Here is a 16,712-nt window from a genome sequence, read left to right on the forward strand (position 1 = left end):
ATCCGTACCCCGCGGTCCCGGACGGCCACCCGACATCCGATCCGTCGCGAGCTACCCGTGACGATTCGCGGCAAACGTCCGACCTGACGTTTTCGGCAGAGCGTCGGGACATGCCGGGAGGATGCCGCCGGACGAAGACCCGTGGGCGGCGGCCACGGCGGTGAGGTGGAGCAGGATCGCCTCCGTCGCGACCCCAGACCAGCTCGCCCGGCTGTCCACCGGACAGTTCACCGCCGATCGCCCCCGACCGGGTGCGGCAGGGTGCAGCTCAGCCAGAACCGGGCGGGCCGCGACCGCTCAGCCGCGGCGGCGGCGCGAGATCAGCAGGCCGAGGACCAGACCCGCCAGGACCAGGGCGATCTGCTTACCGGAGACCGACGACTTCAGCTGGCCGAGTCCTCTCCGGGGGTCGACGAGGGTGCCCGCGGCGTCACCAATCCCTCCGACGATCACGTCGTCGATCCGGCTCCGTTTCATCGCCCACCGTCCATTCCTTTACGCGGCCCCGCATCCTGCCGGCCGTACCCGACGCTCCGCCCGGCAACGATGCCGAGAACCAGCGCTACGGCCGATCCGCTGCGGATCTGGTTCAACGCCTCAGCTCGTCGCGGACGGCCGAGGAACCGGCCGGCACCACGCGGCCGGCGGTGCTGGTCACCGCGTCGCGTACCTCGTCCGCCAGCCGGGCGGACCTTCCGCCCGCCGCACGCAGCCGCTCCAGGCCCGCGGCGCCGAGGAACACGGCAGCGGCCACGTACCCGGCGGTCATCCCGGCAGCCGCCAGCCGTCGCGGCAGGAACGCCTCCAACATGCGCAGCGAGGTCGCCGAGGCCGCCCCGACAGCCAGCACCGCACACCCTCCGGCGGCGGCCAGCAGCACGAAGCCGAGCCCGGCCGGGCGGGCGGCGTCCGCGAGCTGCGTGCGTACCGCTCGAACCTCCTCGCGTACCACCTCGGCCACGTCCTCGGCCAGGCGGTCGGTGGGACTGGCTGGTCGGCCGCCATCCCCGGGCTGGTTCGCCATGCCCATCGGGCCTCCCCCTCGGCTCGTCTCGGCCCGGTCGGGTACCCCGAAACAGCGCCCCCATTCGCTCCCGTCCCACCGCGGCGGCTGGGGAACCGCGCAGCACAAGCCAGGCGGTCTCCCGGAGGGACCGGGCGGAGCAGTGGCTGTACAGCCGAACGGTTCAGGAAGCGTGGACACGGGCGGAAGTCGCTCGGCAGTGACCTGGCATGACCTGCCTCGCCACGCTGGGCGGCACGTCTTGGAGCTGACCGCCGTTGACCTCGGCTCCCTTGCTAACGGGCACGCAACAAGCACGGCGACCGAGGATCATGAGATCAACCTGTCCCACCCGGACGACCTGAGCGGGCGGGGTCCTAGCAGCGGAAACACCTTTCGACATCTCGCACCGCTCCCCCGCCGTCCGTTGACCTCTTGCGGATTCAGATGCGGACCGCACGCCCAACTGACGACCGGCCGGCCACTACTCCTCCGCCGGCCGGTCGTGAAACCACCGCCGGGATGCGGGCACCAGCAACAGGCCGACGACGACTGACGCACCAACGATCTGCAGCAGCCCCAACGCGTCAGCCTTGGCGATCGCGACGACGCCGTACACGATGCTGGCGGTCGAGAAAACCGTTGTCCAAAACCGGGCCCGCCCGCTACCACGCCACAGGCCGTAAGCCAATGCCAGGAGAAGAAGCACCCCTATCAACCCGGTGGCCATGGATCGACCACTCGTAAACATCATCGATGCCGGGAGCGCGGCCGCCACGAGCAAAGTCACGGAGGCGGCGGCGACCGGCATAGGAACGCGTCGCTGGCTTTGCTCGATCATCGGCTCATGGTAGGCGTCGTTCGCCCGGTCCTCTCGCACACTGGCGGTCGGCCTCGGCCAAGTGCTGAGGCACGTGCCGACAGACGGACCTGACACGCCTCCGAGTTACCGGCTCTGCCAGCGGCAGGAGAGTGCCAAGCTAACGGCTGGTCTTGATTGTTGAACTGGTACTGGATGGCCGGGGTGAGCCGGCCCTCGAGGCGACCTGGAAGGCGTTCAATGGCAGGTTCATGGAGCCAGAGGATCGCCGAGAGTGGGCGAAGCTCGGGTCGCTGGCCTGGCAATCATGACGGACTGGGAGATGCGACCGGCTTCGGTGGCGGACGTCGAGGCGGTGGCCGAACTGCGGGCCGTGGTGCTGCGGGCGGATCTGGAACGGCTCGGGCGGTACGACGAGCAACGGGTGCGGCAGCGGCTGCGGAACGGCTTCGCGCCGGCGCACACCTGGGTGATCGAGGTGGGCGGCGCGTTCGCCGGCTGTGTGTCGCTGCGGCCGGCCGAGGACGCCCACTGGCTGGAGCACTTCTACCTGGCCCCGCACCTGCAGGGCAGCGGCATCGGAACGGCCGTGCTGCGCCGGCTGCTGGAGCAGTGCGACCGCGACGACACCCTGGTCCGGCTGAACGTGCTGCAGGGCAGTCCGGCCCGGCGGTTGTACGAACGGCACGGATTCACGCTCGAGACCGAGGATCCGGTGGACGTGTTCATGGTGCGCGAGCCGGCTTGGCCGTGCGGAACAAATGATCAACTGGCCGGTTCGTGGGTCAACAATGGGCGCTGCGGGTTCCCCTCCGACGGCCTGGAAACGGCATGATCTTGGTCCCTGCTCGACCATCGACGGGCGCGGTAGTCATCCGGAAGACTCTGCCCGAGGGATGGCGGCCGGCGCGCGCCCAGGCGGCGGCGCGTACGGCCCGTCAAGGGCCGCCTTGAAGCGAGTGCCGATGGAGTTGAGCGTGATCGAACTGCGGAGCGTCGGGAATCTCAACTGCTCCCAGTGACCGAGGTCGGTGAACGGGGCAGGCCCGCCTCTATGCTCCCCGCATGCCGATCACCGCCGTGCTGCGCCGACGGCAGGGCGTAGCCGTCGTGGCCTGTTTGCTCCTACTGCCCGTCCTGTCTGGCTGCTTCGACCAAGAGCGAGATGGCACCGCGCCACCAGGCACGTTCCCGGCAACGACGATGTCTCCGCACGCGGCGGGGGGCACACGCGCCGGCACCCCCACGCCGTCACCGACCCCGGTGCCCGTGGTGTCTCCTTCCACCTCGGCCACCCCATCGGGACGGCGGCACAACGGGTACCCGGAATCCGGTCACTGGTCGCGGCCCCAAGCCGAGTGGATCCACTCTCCTGTACACCGCCGGACCCGCCCGAGCGGCCCGAGGTGGTCGTCCGGCTGGACGAGACGGGCCCAGGCCTCGCCGCCATTGTGGTAACGCTCAGCTACGGGGTCTCTGCGACGGACTATCCGGGCGAGGTGCGGATGCGGTACGACCCGGACCGGAAGGTGTTTACCCATCGGTTGCCGCCAGTGACTAGGACGGCGGCTGGCGAGAGTGCGCATGGCATCTGGCTGTCGGCTCAGGCCGAGAACCCGTCGATCCGGCCGAACTGGGTGCCGCCCCCGACGAGAGGTTGGATCGCCTTCGCCAGCCGGTGCCTCGGTGACCTCCAGAATGGCCCGCTCCCGGAACCGGTGCCGGAAGTGGCCCAGTCTCTCTTGCCAAGTGGGCAAGGCCGTGCAGGCGAGGGATGGGCCACCCCTTCGTGATCGTCTAGCCGAAGGTGTCACCCAACATCCGACATCGATCTGTCACGCATCACGTGAAGCCCGACATCACCGGCAGCCGGCTGTCGTACTCCGCTTGATGCGCGACAGGTTGACGTCAGATGATGCGTGACGCTCTGCCGAGGTGCTTCGCTGCGCGCCGTGACCCATGCGGTCAGGCGGACTCGGGGCGGACGATCAGTGTCACGTCGCTGCTGGTCGCGATCACCAGAGTGCGGCCGGACGGGGAGAATCCGGCGGCACGCAGTTCGGAGTAGTCGGAATGGAAGACGTGCCACCAGGTAGTGCCCGGTGGGCCCTGATAAGCACCGCCGTCGGCAGACAACAGGATGCGATCGTTTGGCCACTCGGGCGCCACCACGTCGATGGTCCAGCCGTCGTCGGTCGTGGCGTGTAGGCCGCCGCCGAACAACCCGGCGATGCGTACCCGCGTGCCCGCCAACACACCGATGCCCGGACAGGCCAGTTCTGGCCCGGACGGTTCCGCGTCATCGGGGTTGGGGTGACGGTCCCGGGCGATCTTCGCGCCCGTTGTGGCATCGATCAGGCCAAAGCCGTCCATCGAGACGACCATTAGCAGGTCTACTCCGGTCTGCGGGTGGACACCGAAGCCGACGCCTTGCAACCCGCCCACCGGTATGTAGCACCGCGTCTGGGCGAGGTGCCGCCATGGCTTTGGCGGCGCGACGACCGGGGCGGCCAGAAACGTCGCCCGCAACTGCTGTTGGTAGTCCGAGAGCACTCCGTTGTCCTTCAACGCCAGCGACCGGGCGGCCTCCCGGCTTTCTACAGATCCGATCGCGTTGAGTGGCGGTCCGACGCTATCTGGGCCATCGGTGTCACGCATCACCCGACGCTGATCCCTAACGCATCAAGTGGAGCCCGACATCACCGGCGGCCGGCGGCTCGCACACCCGTTCGATAGGCGCCCGGCGTGAACAGTTCGGCAAGTCCGCCTCCCACACTCGCCAGCCGCTTGCTGATCGCCGAGTCTCAAACCGCCATGGGTGTTCGGCGCCAACCATGCTTGTAGGCCGGCCTGGAAACGGCATGATCATGGCTCGGCGACCCTCAGCGGGGGTGAAAGTAAAGCTCAGAGCACTTGCCCCGATTATTTGGCGTTGAAGTAGCTCGCCTCCGGGTGGTGCACCACTATCGCGTCCGTGGCCTGCTCCGGCATCAGCTGGAACTCCTCCGACAACTGCACGCCGATCCGATCCGCGCCCAGCAGCTCCACGATCTTCGCGCGGTCCTCCAGGTCCGGACAGGCCGGGTAGCCGAACGCGTACCGGCAGCCCCGGTAGTCGGTGCGCAGCAGCCCCGCCAGGTCGGCCGGGTCGTCGTCGGCCACGGTACGGCCGCCCGGCAGGGTCAGCTCGGACCGGATCCGCCGGTGCCAGTACTCCGCCAGGGCCTCGGTGAGCTGCACGGACAGCCCGTGCACCTCCAGGTAGTCGCGGTACTCGTTGCGGGCGAACAGCTTGGCGGCGTACTCGCTGACCGGCTGGCCCACGGTGACCAGCTGCAACGCCACCACGTCCAGCTCGTCGCCGCGCGGGCGGAAGAAGTCGGCCAGGCAGAGCCGCCGCTCCTGGCGCTGCCGGGGGAACGAGAACCGGGCCCGCTCGGCGTGCCCGTTCTCGTCCAGCACCACCAGGTCGTTGCCCTCGGCGTACGCCGGGAAGTAGCCGTAGACGACGGCGGCCTCGAGCACCTGGTCGGCGATGAGACGGTCCAGCCAGTAGCGCAGCCGCGGCCGACCCTCGGTCTCCACCAGCTCCTCGTAGGACGGTCCCTTGCCGCCCCGCGCGCCGCGCAGGCCCCACTGCCCCAGGAAGGTGGCCCGCTCGTCGAGCAGCGCCGCGTAGTCCGCGAGCGGCACGCCCTTGACGACCCGGGTGCCCAGGAACGGCGGGGCGGGCACCTCGACGTCGGTGGCCACGTCGGAGCGGACCGAGGCGTCGTCCAGCGCCGGCAGCGCCTCGCTGACGATCGCCCGCTGCCGCTCACGGCGGGCTCGGCGGGCCGCCAGGGCCGCCTCCCGCTCGGCGTCGACCACGGGCGCCCCGCCACGCTTGGCGGTCATCACCCGGTCCATCAGGGACAGCCCCTCGAAGGCGTCCCGGGCGTAGTGCACCTGGCCGGGGAACATCTCCCGCAGGTCGTCCTCGACGTACGCCCGGGTCAGCGCCGCCCCGCCCAGCAGCACCGGCCAGCGCTCCGCGACCCCGCGCGAGGCCATCTCGGCCAGGTTCTCCTTCATGATCACGGTGCTCTTGACCAGCAGGCCGGACATGCCGATGGCATCGGCCCGGTGCTGCTCGGCGGCCTCCAGGATCGCGTTGATCGGCTGCTTGATGCCGATGTTGACGACCTCGTAGCCGTTGTTGGACAGGATGATGTCGACCAGGTTCTTGCCGATGTCGTGCACGTCGCCCCGCACGGTGGCCAGCACGATGCGGCCCTTGCCGCCGTCCTCGGCGGTCTCCATGTGCGGCTCCAGGTACGCCACCGCGGTCTTCATCACCTCGGCGGACTGGAGCACGAACGGCAGCTGCATCTGGCCCGAGCCGAACAACTCGCCGACGACCTTCATGCCGTCGAGCAGGATGTCGTTGATGATGGACAGCGGGCTGCGCCCCTGCGCCATCGCCGCGTCCAGGTCGGCCTCCAGGCCGTTGCGCTCGCCGTCGATGATCCGCCGCTTGAGCCGCTCCTCCAGCGGCAGCGCGGCCAGTTCCTCCGCCCGGCCGGCCCGCGCCGACGCGGCATCCACGCCCTCGAAGATCTCGATGAACTTCTGCACCGGGTCGTAGCCCTCGCGGCGCCGGTCGTAGACGAGGTCCAGCGCCACCTCCCGCTGCTCGTCGGGGATCTTGTTGAACGGCAGGATCTTGCTGGCGTGCACGATGGCGCTGGTCAGGCCGGCCTGCTGGCACTCGTGCAGGAAGACCGAGTTGAGCACCTGCCGGGCGGCCGGGTTGAGCCCGAAGGAGACGTTGGAGATGCCGAGGGTGAAGTTGACGCCCGGGTAGCGGCGGGCGATCTCCCGGATCGCCTCGATCGTCTCGATGCCGTCGCGCCGGGTCTCCTCCTGGCCGGTGGCGATCGGGAAGGTCAGCGCGTCGATCAGGATGTCCGCACGGTCCATCCCCCACCGCCCGGTGAGGTCCTCGATCAGGCGGCCCGCGACCCGCACCTTCCAGTCGGCGGTCCGCGCCTGCCCCTCCTCGTCGATGAGCAGCGCCACCACGGCGGCTCCGTGCTCCTTGACGATGGGCATCACCCGCGCGTACCGGGATTCGGGGCCGTCGCCGTCCTCGAAGTTGACCGAGTTGACCACGCACCGCCCGCCGAGCATCTCCAGCCCCGCCTCGATCACCGCCGGCTCGGTCGAGTCCAGCATGATCGGCAGGGTGGAGGCGGTGGCGAAGCGGCCGGCGAGTTCCCGCATGTCCTGCGTGCCGTCGCGGCCGACGTAGTCGACGCACAGGTCCAGCAGGTGCGAGCCGTCGCGCGCCTGGCTACGGGCGATCTCCACGCAGGCCCGCCAGTCGCCGGCGAGCATGGCCTCGCGGAACGCCTTGGAGCCGTTGGCGTTGGTCCGCTCCCCCACCATCAGCAGGGAGGCGTCCTGGGCGAACGGCACCGGGTGGTAGACCGACGACACCCCCGCCTCGTGCCGCGCTTCGCGGGGTACGGGGCCCGTGCCGTGCAGGCGCTCGGCCAGGACCCGGATGTGCTCGGGGGTGGTGCCGCAGCAGCCGCCGACCAGCGAGACGCCGTACTCGGTGACGAACCGCTCCAGGGCGTCGGCCAGCTCCACCGGGGTCAGCGGGAAGTACGCCCCGTCCGCGGTCAGCACCGGCAGGCCCGCGTTCGGCATCACCGACAGCGGGATGCGGGAGTGCTGGGAGAGGTAGCGCACGTGCTCGCCCATCTCGGCCGGCCCGGTCGAGCAGTTCAGCCCGATCAGGTCGACCCCCAACGGCTCGACGGCCGCCAGCGCCGCCCCGATCTCGCTGCCCACCAGCATGGTGCCGGTGGTCTCCACGGCGACGTGGCAGATGATCGGGACCGTCCGGCCGAGCCGGGCCATCGCCCGCTTCGAGCCGACCACCGCGGCCTTGACCTGGAGCAGGTCCTGGCAGGTCTCCACGATCAGCGCGTCCGAACCGCCGTCGATCAGGCCCTCGGCGTTCTCCTGGTAGGCGTCGCGCAGGGTCGCGTAGGCGGCGTGCCCGAGGGTGGGCAGCTTGGTGCCCGGACCGATCGATCCGAGCACGAACCGGGGCCGCTCCGGCGTGGCGTACGCGTCGGCGGCCGCCCGGGCGATCCGCGCCCCCGCCTCGGAGAGCTCGCGGATGCGGTGCGGGATGTCGTACTCACCGAGGTTGGCCAGGTTGGCCCCGAAGGTGTTGGTCTCGACGCAGTCCGCGCCGGCGGCCAGGTACGCCTCGTGCACCCCGCGGACCACGTCCGGCCTGGTGACGTTGAGGATCTCGTTGCAGCCCTCGTAGCCCTCGAAGTCGTCGAGGGTGAGGTCAGCCGCCTGCAGCATCGTGCCCATGGCGCCGTCGGCGATGAGGATCCGGTCTGCCAGCACGTCGAGCAATGAGGTCCGCACGGGGTTCAGGTTAGTGCCGCCGCGACCCGATGGGCTCCCCCGTGCTTGTCTTCCCACATTCTGTCAGCGGGATCACGCCGTCCGGTTCATCGCGCTATGACCGGCCGACGTCGGGCCCGACCGGCGCGGCCGACGGGCCGCTTCCCGCGCCGGGACGTAGGCTGACGGACGTGAAGGACTACAGCGACAGCACCACGCCCGGCGGGCGGGCGACCGGGTACGGTCCCGGCACCGCCCCCGACGAGCAGGGTGAGGTGACGGCGTGACCGAGTTCGACGGACTGCCGGTGCTGCGGTCCCCCGTGGCGATCGCCGCGTTTGAGGGTTGGAACGACGCCGCCGACGCGTCCACCGCCGCCGTGGAGCACCTGGAGCAGGTGTGGCAGGCCCGCCAGGTCACCGAGCTCGACCCGGAGGATTTCTACGATTTCCAGGTCAGCCGCCCCACCATCACGATGGCCGAGGGCGAGACCCGCCGGGTGGAGTGGCCCACCACGCGCTTCATGGTGGCCAGCCCCGAGGGCACCGAACGGGACGTGGTGCTGATCCGGGGCATCGAGCCGAGCATGCGGTGGCGCACCTTCTGCGAGCAGGTGCTGGAGATCTGCCACAGCCTGGAGGTCGAGCGGGTGGTCGTGCTCGGCGCCCTGCTGGCCGACGTGCCGTACACCCGGCCGCTGCCGATCAGCGGCAGCGCCTCCGACGCGGAGGCCGCGCAGCGCTACCAGCTCACCCCCACCCGCTACGACGGCCCGACCGGGATCGTGGGCGTGCTGCACGACGCCTGCAACCGCGCCGAGGTCGACGCGGTGTCGTTCTGGGTGCACGTGCCGCACTACGCCAACAACCCGCCCTGCCCGAAGGCCACCCTGGCCCTGCTGCACCGGGTCGAGGAGGTGCTCGACCTGCCGGTGCCGATGGCCGACCTCGCCGAGGAGGCCGCCGAGTGGGAGCAGCGGGTGCGCAGCGCCGCCGAGCAGGACGCCGAGCTCGGCGAGTACGTGCGCGAGTTGGAGGAACGCGTCGGCGACGCGGGCATCACCCCGCTGACGGGCGACGAGATCGCCCAGGAGTTCGAGAAGTACCTGCGCCGCCGCGGCGGCTCCGCCGGTCCGACCGCCGGCTCCTGGTAGCGCCTCTCCCCTGCCCGCCCCGGGCCCCGGACGCATGTCGTCCGGGGCCCTTTCCGCGTGTCCGGGGTGGCGCCGTCACCACCTCTACGGCATCCTAGGAACCTAGCTGTGATCGAGGAGGCGGGCATGCAGATCAATCCGGGGGCGGCCGAGTTCCCGCACCGACAGATCGCCGCGCAGCTCAAGGCGCAGATCCGCCGCGGCGACTGGGGGCCCGGCGAGCGGCTGCCGTCCATCCCGGCGATCGCCGAGATGTTCGGCGTGGCGAAGCAGACCGTGCAACGGGCCGTCGACCAGTTGCGGGTCGAGGGCATCCTGATCACCAAGCCCGGCTCCGGGACGTACGTCCGGGGCACGCGGCGGCGGCTCAACCGGCTCTCCCGGGGCCGGTACGGCGGCTTCCGCGGCTACCACACCGACCTGGCCGCCCGGTACCGGCAGCAGCTCGTCTCGGTCGGCCGGGCCCCCGCCCCGCCCGAGGTGGCCGACGCGTTCGGCGTGGCCGACGGCACCGAGCTGCTCTGCCGGCGCCACCTCGTCCGCACCGAGGACTCGCCGGTCGAGGTGGGCGCCTCGTGGTTCCTGCCCGCCGACACCGCCGGCACGTCCCTGGAGCGCGCCGAGGCGTTCGGCCGGCCGCTCTACCAGGAGGCCGAGGAGGCCACCGGCCGGCGGTACGTCTCGGCCACCGACACGATCAGTGCCCGCCAGCCCAGCCGGGAGGAGGCGGAGATCCTCCAGATCCGTCCCGACACCCCGGTGCTGCACCTGCTGCACGTCGCGTACGACGGCCACCGCAAGCCGATCGAGGTCGCCCAGGCGACCTGGCCCGGCCCGGTCACCACGCTGACCGAGGATTACAAGATCCCCTCCCCTACCCCGGACCCGGACCCCGACCCGGGGCTGGTCCTGGGCTGACGCCGCCCCTCCCGCCTCGCCCGACCGCGATCTTGCACCTGCCGCCCGGGGAAGGCGGACACACGCCGCGCGTCGAGGGCCGAAAGTGCAAGATCGCCGGTCGGGACCGGGGCGTGGGGAGCGAGGGCTGGGTTAGAGGCGGATGCCCAGGAGGGCGTCGAGGGTGTCGGCGAAGAGGGCGGGGGCGGCCGGGTCGGTCGCGGTGCCGGCGAGGGCAGCCACGGCCCACTCGTCGGCCAGCACCAGGGCGCCCGGCGAGTCGAGGTCGTCGGCGAGGCGGGCGCGTACGCCGGCCAGGAACGCCTCCCCCGACGGGCCGGCGGGCGCGGCGGCGGCCTGCCGCCAGCGGGCCAGCCGCTGCTGCGCGGCCGCCAGCAGTTCGTCGGTCCAGGTGCGGTCGGCGCGGTAGTGCCCGGAGAGCAGTGCCAGCCGGACCGCCATCGGGTCGACCTGGTCCGCGCGCAGCCGGGAGACGAAGACCAGGTTGCCCCGGGACTTCGACATCTTCTCGCCGTCCAGGCCGATCATGCCGGCGTGCACGTAGTGGTCGGCGAACGGCGCGGCGCCGGTGAGCCGCTCGGCGTGCGCGGCGGAGCACTCGTGGTGCGGGAAGATCAGGTCGTTGCCGCCGCCCTGCACGTCGATCCGATCGCCCAGCAGGTTGAGCGCGATCACCGCGCACTCGATGTGCCAGCCGGGGCGGCCGGAACCCAGGTCGCCGCCCGGCCAGGAGGGCTCGCCCTCGCGGGCGCCGCGCCACAGCAGCGGGTCGAGCGGGTCGCGCTTGCCGGCCCGGTCGGGGTCGCCCCCGCGCTCGGGGAAGATCTCCAGCATCTGCTCGCGGCTCAGGTTGGACTCGTAGCCGAACCGGGGCGTGGCGGCGATGTCGAAGTAGACGTCGCCGGTGCCGTCCTCCAGGCGGTACGCGGCCCCCTCCTTGAGCAGCACGAGGACCTTCTCGGCGATGTCGGGGATGGACTCGACCGCGCCCACGTAGTGCGCCGGCGGGATGATCCGCAGCGCCTCCATGTCCTCCCGGAACAGCGCCGTCTCGCGCATCGCCAGGACCTTCCAGTCCTCGCCGTCGCGCTCGGCCCGCTCCAGCAGGGGGTCGTCGATGTCGGTGACGTTCTGCACGTAGCGCACCTCGAGGCCCGCGTCCCGCCACATCCGCTGTACGAGATCGAACGCGATCATGGTGGCGGCGTGGCCGAGGTGGGTCGCGTCGTACGGGGTGATGCCGCAGACGTACATGGTCGCGGTGCCGGACGGCTCGCTCGGCCGGACGCCCTGCCGCGCCGAGTCGAACAACGCCAGCGGCCCGCCCCTGCCCGGCAGCCGCGGCACCTCGTGTCCCACCCAAGAGTCCATGACCGTCAGCCTAACCAGCCGCCGGACCCGGGCACGGCCACCCCACAAGTGATCATCACGACAGCCCGCCGAAGCGGTGCCGGGCGGTCACATGGGGGGCCAGGGCACCGCCGGCCAGTCCTGCGACGGCTGCGGGAAACAGCCGGTGTGGCGCATCCGGTCGACCCGGGCGGCCAGCTCGGCGATCTCCCCGATGGTGAGGTGGTCGGCCAGCTCCGCGCCGAGCGCGCCGGCGAGCTGACCGGCGAGCGCGTCGAGCATCTCCACGGCATCCCCCGGCAGCGGCCGGCCGGCCCAGCCCCAGAGCACCGTGCGCAGCTTCTCCTCGACGTGGAAGCTCACCCCGTGGTCCACGCCGTAGATCCGGTCGTCCGGGCCGACCAGCACGTGGCCGCCCTTGCGGTCGGCGTTGTTGATCACCGCGTCGAGCACCGCGAGGCGGGCCAGCCGCGGGTCGTCGGCGTGGGCGAGCGCGTAGGGCGTGCCGTCGTCGTCGCGGGCCGCGGCGATCGGGAACCAGCGGGGCGGCAGCGCGTCGGCCGGCACGAAGCCGACCAGCGGCTCGGCCTCCTCCGGCTCGTCGATCCAGAGCTGGCACGACCCCGGCCCCAACGGGCCGTCCCGCAGCACCGTGGGCGGGACCAGGTCCCACCCGGTGGCCCGGGAGACCACGTACGCCGAGACCTCCCGGCCGGCCAGGGTGCCGTCGGGGAAGTCCCACAGCGGACGCTCACCCCGCACGGGCTTGTAGACGCACCGCGCGGTCGCCCCGTCGAGGGTCAGGATGCCGCGCAGGGTGGTGTTGGAGGCGTCGACGAGTCGCCCCTCCAGGTCGAGTCGGCCGTCGCGGAGCAACCGGAGCGCGGCGTCGCCGTCCTGTCGGGGCTGGAGTTCCGACGACGTCACCGGTGATAACCGTTGTGGCGCGGGCAGAGGTGACCCGCCGGGTCGAGCGGCTGGCCGCACAGCGGGCAGGGCGGGCGGCCGGCGTTGACCACCCGTCGGGCCCGTTCGATGAACGCGCGGGTGGCCTCGGGGGTCAGCCTTACCCGGAGCCGGTCGAGGTCGTCGTCCGGCTCGTCGTCGACGTCCTCGTCGTCGTCCGGCTCGCCCAGCTCGACCTCGGCCTCCGCCTCGCCGGCGGCGATGGCCTCGATCACCACGGTCGCGGTGTCGACGTCGAAGGCCAGCCCGAGCGTGCCGACCCGGAACTCCTCGTCGACCGGCGTGTCCAGCGGGTCGTTGTCGCCGACGGCGGCCACCGGCTCGGGCAGCTCCACACCGAAGCGGCGCTGCGCCTCGGAGAGCAACTCCTCCAGCTTCTCGGCGAGCAGCGACACCTGGACCTTCTCCAGCGCGACGCTGACCAGCCGGCCGCCGCCGCGCGCCTGGAGGAAGAACGTGCGCTCCCCGGGCGGCCCGACGGTCCCGGCGACGAACCGCTCCGGCGGCTCGAAGGCGTGCACCTGGTGGGTCATACCCACGACCCTATCCGGCGCGCCACGGCACCGCGTACCCCACCGACGCGAATCGCCGCGCGCCCGCCGCGCCCGGCGGAGCGGCGGCCAGGCCCGGGCGTGGCGGTGGGCCGCCGCCGGGCCGTCACCGGCCTGCCCCCGCGCCGCCGCCCACCGCCGCGTCGGATTCGGCCGCGCCGGCCGCCCGGGCCGCCCGGCGGCGTCGCCTGGGCGGCGGCGGCACCAGGGTGGCCAGGTCGCCGCCGGTGTCGTTGAGCCGCACCAGGAACGGCCGCAGCGGGGTGTAGCGGATCGCCGTCACGGATGCCGGGTCGGCCACGATCCGCTGGAACAGGTCGAGGTGCACGCCGAGCGCGTCGGCCACGATGGCCTTGATCACGTCGCCGTGGCTGCACGCCAGCCACACCGCCTCCGGGCCGTGCTCCGCGGTGACCCGGGCGTCCCACGAGCGCACCGCGGCGACCGCCCGCGCCGCCATCGCCGCCATCGCCTCCCCCTCCGGGAAGACCGCCGCGCTCGGGTGCTGCTGGACCACCGGCCAGAGCGGCTCCTTGGCCAGCTTCTTGAGCGGTTGTCCCTCCCAGGTGCCGTAGCCGCACTCGGTCAGACCCTCCTCCACGGTCGGGGTCGCCCCGGGCAACGCCAGCTCCAGGGTCTGCCGGCAGCGGATGAGCGGGCTGGTCACCACCGCGGCCAGCGGCACCGGCCGCAGCCGCTCGCCCACCGCGGCGGCCTGGGCCCGGCCGGTGTCGTCCAGCTCGACCGGCTGGCGGCCGGCCAGCCCGCCGTCCGCGTTCGCGGTCGTCCGGCCGTGTCGCAGAAGCAGAAGGGTCGCCACGGTGACACCCTATGATCCTGCGCCCGGCGGCGGGCGTACGCGGCGTCCGCCGTGGCCGCCGTATCCGACCCCGCGCCGGACAGGGCGGCAAGTCGTGTTGCCGGGCTGGCAAACTGGCGGCATGGACGACGATCTCGACCACGCGCTCGGCGCGGTGGGACCCCGGCTGCGCGCGCTGCGCCGGCAGCGCGCGACCACGCTGGCCGACCTGTCGGGGGCGACCGGCATCTCGGTGAGCACGCTGTCCCGGCTGGAGTCCGGCTCCCGCCGGCCGACCCTCGAACTGCTGCTCCCCCTGGCCCGGGCCCACGGCGTCACGCTCGACGAGCTGGTCGGCGCCCCGCCCACCGGCGACCCGCGCATCCACCTGCGGCCCGTCACCCGGCACGGCATGACGATGCTGCCCCTGACCCGTCGGGCCGGCGGCATCCAGGCGTACAAGCTCGTGATCCCGGTCAGCAGCCCCCGCCGGGAGCCCGATCCGCAGACCCACGAGGGCTACGAGTGGCTCTACGTCCTCAACGGGCGGCTGCGGCTCGTCCTCGGCGAGCGGGACCTGGTGCTCTCCCCCGGCGAGGCGGCCGAGTTCGACACCCGGGTGCCGCACTGGTTCGGGGCCGCCGACGCCGAGCCGGTCGAGTTCCTCAGTCTGTTCGGCACGCAGGGCGAGCGGGCGCACCTGCGGGCCCGTCCCAGGGCCACCCCCTCGGAGGAGCCGGACGGGCGCTGACCTCGCCGACGGTCCGCACGGCTGGCCCCGGACACGGGCCGGCCCCCGTCCGCACGAGGCGGAGGCGGGGGCCGGCGGGGCTGCGGGCGGGTCAGGTGGCGCTGATGGTGCCGGTCATCAGCAGGGCGAGCACCAGGGTGCCCAGCGCGACCCGGTACAGCACGAAGACGTACAGGGTGTGGTGCGCGACGTAGCGCAGCAGCCAGGCGATGGCCGCGTACCCGACGCCGAAGGCGATGATCGTGGCCACGACCATCTGGGCGACGCTCGGCACGGAGGTGCCGGGGGCCGCCGGCTCGAAGACGTCGCCGACGCTGAAGATCCCGGACATCACCACCGCCGGGATGGCCAGCAGGAACGAGTAACGCGCCGCCGCCTCCCGGGTGAGGTTGAGCAGCAGCCCGGCGGTGAGCGTGCCGCCGGAGCGGGACACGCCGGGGATCAGCGCCATCGCCTGGGCGAAGCCCATCACCACGCCGTCGCGCATCCGGAAGTTCTCCAGGGTGCGGCTCTGCCGGCCCCAGTACTCGGCGAACGCCAGCACGAACGCGAAGACGATCAGCGTGGTGGACACCAGCCAGAGGTTGCGTCCGGCGGTGCGGATCTGGTCCTTGAACAGGAAGCCGAACAGCCCGATCGGGATCGAGCCGACGATCACGTACCAGCCCATCCGGTAGTCGAGGCTGGAGCGGACCGACTTGTCCCGGATGCCGACCAGCCACGTCCGGGTGATCCGCCAGATGTCCTTGGCGAAGTAGATCAGCACCGCCGCCTCGGTGCCCAGCTGGGTGACCGCGGTGAACGACGCCCCGGCGTCGCGGTCGAAGAAGATCGCCGAGGTGATCCGCAGATGCCCCGACGAGCTGACCGGCAGGAACTCGGTCAGTCCCTGGACGATGCCCAGGACGATGGCCTCGACCCAGGTCACTCGCCGACTCCCGAAAGCTCCAGCGCCTCGGCGACGGTACGCAGCGTCTGCACGCCGCTGTCCCGGTCCGCCGCGAACAGGGTCACCGACAGGGTGGTGACGCCGGCGGCCGCGTACTCGCGCATCCGCTCGGCGATGCGCTCCTTCGGGCCCAGCAGCGAGGTCCGGTCGATGAACTCCATCGGCACCGCCGCGGCGGCGTCACGCTGCCGCTTGGCCAGATAGAGGTCCTGCACCTCGCGGGCGGCGTCGCCGTAGCCCATCCGGGTGGCGAGCTGGTTGTAGAAGTTCTGCTGCCGGCTGCCCATGCCACCCACGTAGAGGGCCGCGTAGAAGCGGACCAGCTCGGCGCAGGACGCGACGTCGTCGCCGACCACCACCGGCACGGACGGGACCACGTCGAAGCCGGCGAGTTCCTTGCCCACCTTCGCCCGCCCGGCCCGGACCGACGCGAGCTGCTCCTCGGCGAACTCCGGGGCGTAGAAGACGGCGAGCCAGCCGTCGGCGATCTCCCCGGCCAGCTCCAGGTTCTTCGGGCCGACCGCGGCGAGGTAGATCGGGATGTGTTCGCGCGGCGGGCGGAAGCCGAGGCGCAGCGCCTTCCCGGGCCCGTCCGGCAGCGGCAGCGTGTAGAACTCGCCGTCGTACGCGACCTCCTTGCGAGCGACGGCGAGCTTCACGATGTCCACGAACTCGCGGGTCCGCGCCAGCGGCTTGCCGAACCGCACCCCGTGCCAGCCCTCGGAGACCTGCGGACCGGACACCCCCAGGCCGAGCCGGAACCGGCCGCCGGAGAGGGCGTCGATGGTGGCCGCGGTCATCGCGGTCATCGCCGGGGTGCGGGCGGGGATCTGCATCACCGCGCTGCCCACGTCGATCCGCTCCGTCTGCCCCGCCATCCAGGCGAGCATGCTCGGCGAGTCGGAGCCGTAGGCCTCCGCCGCCCACACCACCGAGTAGCCGAGCCGGTCCGCCTCCTGGGCGAGAGCCAGGTGATCGGCCGGCGTGCTCCACGCCGTCTGGTATCCGAGGCTGAGCCCGAGTCGCACTAAGGTC

At 72.1% G+C, this 16,712-nt stretch carries 15 protein-coding genes; 4 read left to right on the forward strand and 11 right to left on the reverse strand.

The window, feature by feature from the left end; translation table 11 throughout:
- Positions 1–297: 297 nt before the first annotated feature.
- From ABZ793_RS14700 to ABZ793_RS14710, 3 genes are all read right to left on the reverse strand, one after another.
- On the reverse strand, positions 298–477 hold the full coding sequence (locus ABZ793_RS14700; protein WP_357456979.1) for a hypothetical protein: 180 nt from the start codon (positions 475–477) through the stop codon (positions 298–300).
- Between the two features lie 112 nt (positions 478–589).
- Entirely contained in the window at positions 590–1,030 is a 441-nt protein-coding gene (locus tag ABZ793_RS14705; RefSeq protein WP_357456981.1) for a phage holin family protein, read from the reverse strand.
- Between the two features lie 457 nt (positions 1,031–1,487).
- A complete protein-coding gene (locus ABZ793_RS14710; protein WP_357456983.1) occupies positions 1,488–1,844 on the reverse strand; it encodes a hypothetical protein in 357 nt (118 codons plus the stop codon).
- Positions 1,845–2,130: 286 nt separating this feature from the next.
- Here ABZ793_RS14710 and ABZ793_RS14715 point away from each other — a divergent pair, with 286 nt between their 5' ends.
- A complete protein-coding gene (locus ABZ793_RS14715; RefSeq protein ID WP_357456985.1) occupies positions 2,131–2,658 on the forward strand; it encodes a GNAT family N-acetyltransferase in 528 nt (175 codons plus the stop codon).
- Positions 2,659–3,788: 1,130 nt separating this feature from the next.
- Here the strand turns inward: ABZ793_RS14715 and ABZ793_RS14720 are convergent.
- Together ABZ793_RS14720 and metH are read right to left on the reverse strand one after the other, a co-directional pair.
- Positions 3,789–4,481, reverse strand: a complete 693-nt coding sequence (locus ABZ793_RS14720) for a hypothetical protein (protein ID WP_357456987.1) — start codon at positions 4,479–4,481, stop codon at positions 3,789–3,791.
- Positions 4,482–4,745: 264 nt separating this feature from the next.
- On the reverse strand, positions 4,746–8,261 hold the full coding sequence (gene metH / locus ABZ793_RS14725; protein WP_357456989.1) for a methionine synthase: 3,516 nt from the start codon (positions 8,259–8,261) through the stop codon (positions 4,746–4,748).
- Between the two features lie 262 nt (positions 8,262–8,523).
- Here metH and ABZ793_RS14730 point away from each other — a divergent pair, with 262 nt between their 5' ends.
- Both ABZ793_RS14730 and ABZ793_RS14735 read left to right on the forward strand, forming a co-directional pair.
- On the forward strand, positions 8,524–9,393 hold the full coding sequence (locus tag ABZ793_RS14730; RefSeq protein ID WP_357093678.1) for a PAC2 family protein: 870 nt from the start codon (positions 8,524–8,526) through the stop codon (positions 9,391–9,393).
- Positions 9,394–9,519: 126 nt separating this feature from the next.
- A complete protein-coding gene (locus ABZ793_RS14735; RefSeq protein ID WP_357456991.1) occupies positions 9,520–10,311 on the forward strand; it encodes a GntR family transcriptional regulator in 792 nt (263 codons plus the stop codon).
- Between the two features lie 132 nt (positions 10,312–10,443).
- On the opposite strand, the gene mshC is transcribed toward ABZ793_RS14735, so the two are convergent.
- From mshC to ABZ793_RS14755, 4 genes are all read right to left on the reverse strand, one after another.
- On the reverse strand, positions 10,444–11,682 hold the full coding sequence (mshC, locus tag ABZ793_RS14740) for a cysteine--1-D-myo-inosityl 2-amino-2-deoxy-alpha-D-glucopyranoside ligase (RefSeq protein WP_357456993.1): 1,239 nt from the start codon (positions 11,680–11,682) through the stop codon (positions 10,444–10,446).
- A gap of 87 nt (positions 11,683–11,769) precedes the next feature.
- A complete protein-coding gene (locus ABZ793_RS14745) occupies positions 11,770–12,588 on the reverse strand; it encodes an SCO1664 family protein (protein ID WP_350704363.1) in 819 nt (272 codons plus the stop codon).
- Positions 12,585–13,160 carry a DUF3090 domain-containing protein gene (locus ABZ793_RS14750; RefSeq protein WP_350704365.1) on the reverse strand — a complete coding sequence of 192 codons (576 nt, stop codon included), beginning with the start codon at positions 13,158–13,160 and terminating at the stop codon, positions 12,585–12,587. The genes ABZ793_RS14745 and ABZ793_RS14750 overlap by 4 nt, the downstream gene beginning before the upstream one ends.
- A 124-nt stretch (positions 13,161–13,284) precedes the next feature.
- Entirely contained in the window at positions 13,285–13,998 is a 714-nt protein-coding gene (locus tag ABZ793_RS14755) for a histidine phosphatase family protein (protein ID WP_357456996.1), read from the reverse strand.
- Between the two features lie 121 nt (positions 13,999–14,119).
- On the opposite strand from ABZ793_RS14755, the gene ABZ793_RS14760 reads away from it, so the two are divergent.
- The gene (locus ABZ793_RS14760; protein WP_357456998.1) at positions 14,120–14,728 is read left to right on the forward strand and encodes an XRE family transcriptional regulator; all 609 of its coding nucleotides are present in this window, start codon (positions 14,120–14,122) and stop codon (positions 14,726–14,728) included.
- A gap of 91 nt (positions 14,729–14,819) precedes the next feature.
- On the opposite strand, the gene ABZ793_RS14765 is transcribed toward ABZ793_RS14760, so the two are convergent.
- A complete protein-coding gene (locus ABZ793_RS14765; protein WP_350704371.1) occupies positions 14,820–15,656 on the reverse strand; it encodes an undecaprenyl-diphosphate phosphatase in 837 nt (278 codons plus the stop codon).
- Positions 15,653–16,705 carry an LLM class F420-dependent oxidoreductase gene (locus tag ABZ793_RS14770; protein WP_357457000.1) on the reverse strand — a complete coding sequence of 351 codons (1,053 nt, stop codon included), beginning with the start codon at positions 16,703–16,705 and terminating at the stop codon, positions 15,653–15,655. The genes ABZ793_RS14765 and ABZ793_RS14770 overlap by 4 nt, the downstream gene beginning before the upstream one ends.
- Positions 16,706–16,712 lie beyond the last annotated feature (7 nt).

It is taken from the genome of Micromonospora sp. NPDC047465, from assembly GCF_040643125.1.
GTDB lineage: Bacteria > Actinomycetota > Actinomycetes > Mycobacteriales > Micromonosporaceae > Micromonospora.

What these genes read in the sequence shown, in the direction of transcription:
- ABZ793_RS14700 (WP_357456979.1), bottom strand. Translation starts at nt 477, where the DNA reads ATGAAACGGAGCCGGATCGACGACGTGATCGTCGGAGGGATTGGTGAC.
- ABZ793_RS14705 (WP_357456981.1), bottom strand. Translation starts at nt 1,030, where the DNA reads ATGGGCATGGCGAACCAGCCCGGGGATGGCGGCCGACCAGCCAGTCCC.
- ABZ793_RS14710 (WP_357456983.1), bottom strand. Translation starts at nt 1,844, where the DNA reads ATGATCGAGCAAAGCCAGCGACGCGTTCCTATGCCGGTCGCCGCCGCC.
- ABZ793_RS14715 (WP_357456985.1), top strand. Translation starts at nt 2,131, where the DNA reads ATGACGGACTGGGAGATGCGACCGGCTTCGGTGGCGGACGTCGAGGCG.
- ABZ793_RS14720 (WP_357456987.1), bottom strand. Translation starts at nt 4,481, where the DNA reads ATGCGTGACACCGATGGCCCAGATAGCGTCGGACCGCCACTCAACGCG.
- ABZ793_RS14735 (WP_357456991.1), top strand. Translation starts at nt 9,520, where the DNA reads ATGCAGATCAATCCGGGGGCGGCCGAGTTCCCGCACCGACAGATCGCC.
- mshC (WP_357456993.1), bottom strand. Translation starts at nt 11,682, where the DNA reads ATGGACTCTTGGGTGGGACACGAGGTGCCGCGGCTGCCGGGCAGGGGC.
- ABZ793_RS14750 (WP_350704365.1), bottom strand. Translation starts at nt 13,160, where the DNA reads ATGACCCACCAGGTGCACGCCTTCGAGCCGCCGGAGCGGTTCGTCGCC.
- ABZ793_RS14760 (WP_357456998.1), top strand. Translation starts at nt 14,120, where the DNA reads ATGGACGACGATCTCGACCACGCGCTCGGCGCGGTGGGACCCCGGCTG.